Source organism: Actinomycetota bacterium (genome assembly GCA_040755895.1).
GTDB lineage: Bacteria > Actinomycetota > Aquicultoria > Subteraquimicrobiales > Subteraquimicrobiaceae > Subteraquimicrobium.
Map to the genome: position 1 here is coordinate 1 of JBFMAG010000123.1, position 4,911 is coordinate 4,911.

Here is a 4,911-nt window from a genome sequence, read left to right on the forward strand (position 1 = left end):
GCCTATATTTTGATCCAGGAAACTATCCATAGTGATCCTCAACTTTTCGCTGTTTATATTTCTTTCTAATTTTTCGCCTAAAAATCCTGCAAAATAATGGGCAATTAATTTTTAAAGCGTTAAACTTGGGGGAGACTCACTTTTGAAAGGGGTATCTTAAGTGTTGTATAATTCTAGCCAACCTAAAGGGGTTGAAATCCAATCAGAAAGGAGTCGACATGGATTTTCTCATGGGGCAATCCATGGTTTTAGTCCTTATTGTTTCTTTTTTCTGGCTCTTGCTTTTAACCTTAGGTTTAAAAAAGCTTTATAGCCAACGTCGCAGAGTTGCCAGAGCGCTAAAGGAAGAAAGTTTGATGGATACTTTCGTTCACTGTCTCGAGGAGCTCCAACTGATCCGAAAAGAACTTCAGAGATTTGAATCCGATCAGCAAAAGATGAGAGGTGTCCTCAAAGGTGCCGTTCAAAAGGTTGGGGTGGTACGATTCGATGCCTTTGAAGATGTGGGAGGCAAACTGAGTTTCGCCGTAGCTCTTTTGAACGAGCATGGTGATGGGATTGTATTAAGCTCTCTCAATGGGCGTCAAGAAAGCCGAAGCTACGTTAAGCCTGTGGAGGGAGGGGAATCCAGTTATACCCTCTCCAAAGAGGAGCGTGAGGCTATAGCCAAGGCTCTTGAGTAAAGCCCTAGAGATAGCAAAAAATGTAAAAATTATCTACAATTAAAGCTAGTTTCTTTGAAAAATTTCAACGAAGTTTTGAGGTGTTTTTATGTCCGTCAAGATGGGCTATTTAGGACCACAAGGGACCTTCACCGAGGAAGCTCTACTCTCGGCAATCCAGGTGGATGAAAAAGATCTCGTACCCTATCCCACCGAGCAAGAGGTCATCTTCGCCGTGGACCGGGGAGAGGTGGATAAGGGCATCGTCCCCATAGAAAATTCGATTGAAGGTTCGGTCAATGTAACTTTGGACACTTTAACCTTCGGGGCTAATTTGGTCATTGAAAGAGAGATCATCGTTCCCGTGAGACACAATCTCATCGCTCGACCGAGGGTCAAGCTCAAAGATATATCATTGGTGATATCTCACCCTCAAGCCACCGCTCAATGCCGCAACTATTTGGTAAAGAATCTTCCAAATGTTCCAGTGATTGCGGCGAATAGTACCGCGGAGGCGGTAAAGAAGGTCGCCGAGCAAGAAGGTTCCATGGCTGCCATCGGCACGCATTTGGCCGCAAGGATCTATAATCTGAATATTCTCGAGTCGGATATCCAGGACTTCAAGGACAATAAGACCAGATTTGTATTGGTGGGGAAGGACCCCGCCCCCCGCACGGGGAACGATAAAACATCCGTAGTTTGCTTCATCTATGAGGATAGACCGGGAAGTCTCCTTCAAATACTGCAGGAGTTCGCCTATAGATACATCAATCTCACCAAGATTCAGTCACGACCAACCAAGAAAGCGCTGGGTGATTATTGTTTCTGGATAGATATGGAGGGGCACTTGGAGGATGAGGTCATCGCCTCGGCTTTGAAATGTCTAAAATGTAAGATACGGGATGTGAAGATACTAGGCTCGTATCCTCGGGCGGATAAAGTACTGGAGTAATTGAGTAGTAAATTGGCGGTGAGAGGTTTTTTAACCGAGGCAGGATGCTCGATATAAAATTCGTCAGGGAAAACTTAAATGTAGTTCGTGAATCCCTCGAGAAGCGACGTATGGAAGCCGATCTGGATCGATTTGCGGAGTTGGATGAGAAGAGGAGGAAATTACTTTTCGACGTAGAGCAGCTAAAACACATCAGGAATACGGTTTCCGAGGAGATTGCCGAGCTCAAAAGGGTGGGAAAGGATGTACAGGAAAAGACCCTCTCCATGAGGGTGCTTTCTCAAAAAATCAAGTCCCTCGATGCCCAAGTAAGGGAGTTGGATGCGGCATTGAAAGGGATGATGCTCGACATCCCGAATATCCCTCACCCCAGTGTTCCCGTGGGAGTCGATGAGCGCGACAACGAGGTCGTTCGGTACTGGGGTGAACCTCCGAAATTCGATTTTGAACCCAAAGCCCATTGGGATATAGGAACTAAATTGGGGATACTCGATTTTGAGCGGGCGGGTAAAATCGCCGGAACCCGATTCGCCCTTTATTGGGGTCTGGGGGCTCAACTCGAGAGGGCTCTCATAAATTTCATGCTCGATTTGCACACTAGGGAGCATGGTTACCTCGAGGTTTTCCCGCCCATCCTCGTAAATGAGGGCTCGATGATCGGCACGGGGCAGCTCCCAAAATTTTCCATAGAGCTCTACAAGTGCCAGGATGATGATTTGTATCTCATTCCCACAGCAGAGGTTTGCGTGACAAATATCCATCGTGATGAGATCTTGGATGGTCAACTCTTCCCCCTTAAATATGTTGCCTATACTCCCTGTTTCCGTCGCGAGGCGGGGGCTGCTGGTCGGGAAACCAGGGGACTTATCCGCCAACATCAATTTAACAAGGTAGAACTGGTCAAGTTCGCTAAACCGGAGGAATCCTACGACGAACTGGAGAGCTTGACCAAAGACGCTGAAGAAGTCTTAAGAAGACTCGGTCTTCATTATCGAGTGGTCGTTCTGTGCACGGGCGATCTAGGTTTTTCGGCCTCAAAGACATATGACCTGGAGGTCTGGATGCCGGGACATGGTACCTATAAGGAGATTTCATCATGCAGTAATTTTGAGGATTTCCAGGCCAGGAGGGCAAATATACGATACCGACCTGAACCAAAAGCGAAGCCAAGGTATGTCCATACGCTCAATGGCTCTGGGTTAGCGATCGGACGGACGGTAGCTGCTCTTTTGGAAAACTATCAACAGAAGGATGGAAGTGTGTTCATCCCCGAGGTTCTTCACCCATATATGGGTGGGATAGACCGAATCAAGGGCCGTTAAGTTTTCGCCGATTAATCAATTTGAGCAGGTCTGCCTGCCGGAAGGCAGATCTTCAAATTGCCTTAGCTTTTTCCCTATGCTAAACTTTTAAAGGAGAAAGAATTAAGAATATATCCAATTCCTTAAAAGATTTTGGGAGGATATTGAGAAGTTTAGAAGGGAAATTGGCTTCAGTAACCCAAAGATGCTCAAGCTCAGCGGGAGTAGCAGGTATGTGGAGTATTTGAAAGTGTTTAAATTTGGAGGGTTACGCTAACTGGGAAGCGGGCGGTCTTGAAAACCGTTGTAGCTCTGAAAAGGGCGATGGGGGTTCGAATCCCCCACCCTCCGCCGCAAAAATCAGTGAGGAGGGATGAGTCAAAAGCCAAGAAGACTGAATTAAAAAGTCGGCGGTGAGGAGTTGGTAGTAAATAAATCTTTTATAAGTCTTTTCACTCCGGACCACCACTAACAAACTCCTAACTTATTGGAGGAGTCGCATAGTGGCTTAGTGCAGCCGCCTGCTAAGCGGCTAACCCTGATAGAACGGGGTTCGAGGGTTCGAATCCCTCCTCCTCCGCTACACAAGTCGGTAGTGAGGAGTTGGGAGTCAGAAGTAAGTAAATTTTATAAATCTTTTCGCTCCCAACTGCCGACTAACAAACTCTCGACTTAACTGGCGCCTGTAGCTCAATTGGATAGAGCGTTGGACTACGGATCCAAAGGTTGCGGGTTCGAATCCTGCCAGGCGCACTGAAAATCTTTGGTGAGCAAAGAGATTCTGGTTATTGATTTCATTCCGGATGAGGGGCCCCAACCTTAAAGGGGTCTGGGGAAAGGATTCCCAGGTTTTTGGGGTACAGCGAGTTTACGAGCGTCCCAGGGGCGGAGCCCCTGGAAGAGCGAAGCGAAGGTTGCGGGTTCAAGTCCTGCCAGGCGCACAGCGTGAAAAAAACTGGAAATTATGTCTCAAGCTGTGTTAATTATGAGGGGAGGTTAATCTCCCTTTTTTTATTGAAAATTTTCCAGGGGATGGATTACCGGAATTTTATTACGAAAAATGTGGGAATCCCTTAGGCAAGATGATGAAAAGTATATGCAGTTAGCCATGGAAGAGGCGAAAATCGCCGCTGAGCAGGGCGAGGTGCCGGTGGGAGCAGTCGTCGTTTTCCAAGGTGAAGTTATTTCCCGAGCTCACAACGAGTGCGAAACTCAAGATGATCCCACGGCGCATGCTGAAATCTTAGCGATAAAGAAAACCTCCAAGTATCTTAAAGGATGGCGTCTCACGGACTGTACCATCTATGTAACCAAAGAACCATGCCCCATGTGTGCTGGAGCCATCTATCAGGCACGGATTAAGCGGCTAGTTTACGGGGTAGGAGATAAGAAGGCAGGAGCAGCTGGCACACTGTTTAATATACTTCAGGATAAAAGGCTTAATCACCAGGTAGAAATAGTATCTGGTGTTTGTGAAAAAGAATGTCAAGAACTTTTGCAAAAATTTTTCCAAAAACTCCGCCAAGATATAGTTGAATAGCTTAATAGTATAAATCTTTTAATTTCTCTCCATTAGTTTTAGAAGTATCTTCTTGCTGAATTTGTTGGAATTATGCTTGGTGATGGTCACGTCTCCGATCACCAAGTTCTTGTTCATGTTAATAATGAAGCGGATGTGGGATATGAAAAGTTTGTTGGCCGTTTTGGCGTTTATCTTAGAAGAGAGAAAGAAATACATCGTTATTTCCAAGAGGTTGGAAATAATCCAAAGTATCGGCGGCGTTTTCAAGACTATTTCGAATTCTAGTGCTAAAATAATCTCTGGAGGAGTACCCAAGTTTGGTCATACGGGCGCCGACTCGAAATCGGACGGGGGCTGAAAGGTCCCACGAGGGTTCGAATCCCTCCTCCTCCGCTACAATAAGTCTGGTAGTGGGGAGTTAGGAATCACTACAAACCTCCGACTTTGTTGGAGGGATGCGAGAGGGGACTAATC

5 protein-coding genes and 4 tRNA genes are annotated in these 4,911 nt (G+C 46.3%); 8 read left to right on the forward strand and 1 reads right to left on the reverse strand.

What is annotated here, in order from left to right:
- Window positions 1-242 precede the first annotated feature (242 nt).
- From AB1466_05775 to tadA, 7 genes are all read left to right on the forward strand, one after another.
- On the forward strand, window positions 243-683 hold the full coding sequence (locus tag AB1466_05775) for a DUF4446 family protein (GenBank protein ID MEW6189597.1): 441 nt from the start codon (window positions 243-245) through the stop codon (window positions 681-683).
- Between the two features lie 88 nt (window positions 684-771).
- Window positions 772-1,614, forward strand: coding sequence for a prephenate dehydratase (pheA, locus tag AB1466_05780; GenBank protein ID MEW6189598.1), 843 nt, complete (start codon window positions 772-774; stop codon window positions 1,612-1,614).
- A 44-nt stretch (window positions 1,615-1,658) separates the two neighbouring features.
- Entirely contained in the window at window positions 1,659-2,936 is a 1,278-nt protein-coding gene (gene serS, locus AB1466_05785; GenBank protein MEW6189599.1) for a serine--tRNA ligase, read from the forward strand.
- A gap of 241 nt (window positions 2,937-3,177) precedes the next feature.
- A tRNA-Ser gene (locus AB1466_05790) sits at window positions 3,178-3,266 on the forward strand.
- A 138-nt stretch (window positions 3,267-3,404) separates the two neighbouring features.
- A tRNA-Ser gene (locus AB1466_05795) sits at window positions 3,405-3,495 on the forward strand.
- 99 nt (window positions 3,496-3,594) lie between these two features.
- Window positions 3,595-3,668, forward strand: a tRNA-Arg gene (locus AB1466_05800).
- A 307-nt stretch (window positions 3,669-3,975) separates the two neighbouring features.
- The gene (tadA, locus tag AB1466_05805; GenBank protein ID MEW6189600.1) at window positions 3,976-4,455 is read left to right on the forward strand and encodes a tRNA adenosine(34) deaminase TadA; all 480 of its coding nucleotides are present in this window, start codon (window positions 3,976-3,978) and stop codon (window positions 4,453-4,455) included.
- An 18-nt stretch (window positions 4,456-4,473) separates the two neighbouring features.
- Here the strand turns inward: tadA and AB1466_05810 are convergent, their stop codons facing one another.
- On the reverse strand, window positions 4,474-4,653 hold the full coding sequence (locus tag AB1466_05810) for a hypothetical protein (protein ID MEW6189601.1): 180 nt from the start codon (window positions 4,651-4,653) through the stop codon (window positions 4,474-4,476).
- Window positions 4,654-4,738: 85 nt separating this feature from the next.
- On the opposite strand from AB1466_05810, the gene AB1466_05815 reads away from it, so the two are divergent.
- A tRNA-Ser gene (locus AB1466_05815) sits at window positions 4,739-4,830 on the forward strand.
- Window positions 4,831-4,911: the final 81 nt, after the last annotated feature.

What these genes read in the sequence shown, in the direction of transcription:
- AB1466_05775 (MEW6189597.1), top strand. Translation starts at nt 243, where the DNA reads ATGGTTTTAGTCCTTATTGTTTCTTTTTTCTGGCTCTTGCTTTTAACC.
- pheA (MEW6189598.1), top strand. Translation starts at nt 772, where the DNA reads ATGTCCGTCAAGATGGGCTATTTAGGACCACAAGGGACCTTCACCGAG.
- serS (MEW6189599.1), top strand. Translation starts at nt 1,659, where the DNA reads ATGCTCGATATAAAATTCGTCAGGGAAAACTTAAATGTAGTTCGTGAA.
- tadA (MEW6189600.1), top strand. Translation starts at nt 3,976, where the DNA reads ATGTGGGAATCCCTTAGGCAAGATGATGAAAAGTATATGCAGTTAGCC.
- AB1466_05810 (MEW6189601.1), bottom strand. Translation starts at nt 4,653, where the DNA reads ATGTATTTCTTTCTCTCTTCTAAGATAAACGCCAAAACGGCCAACAAA.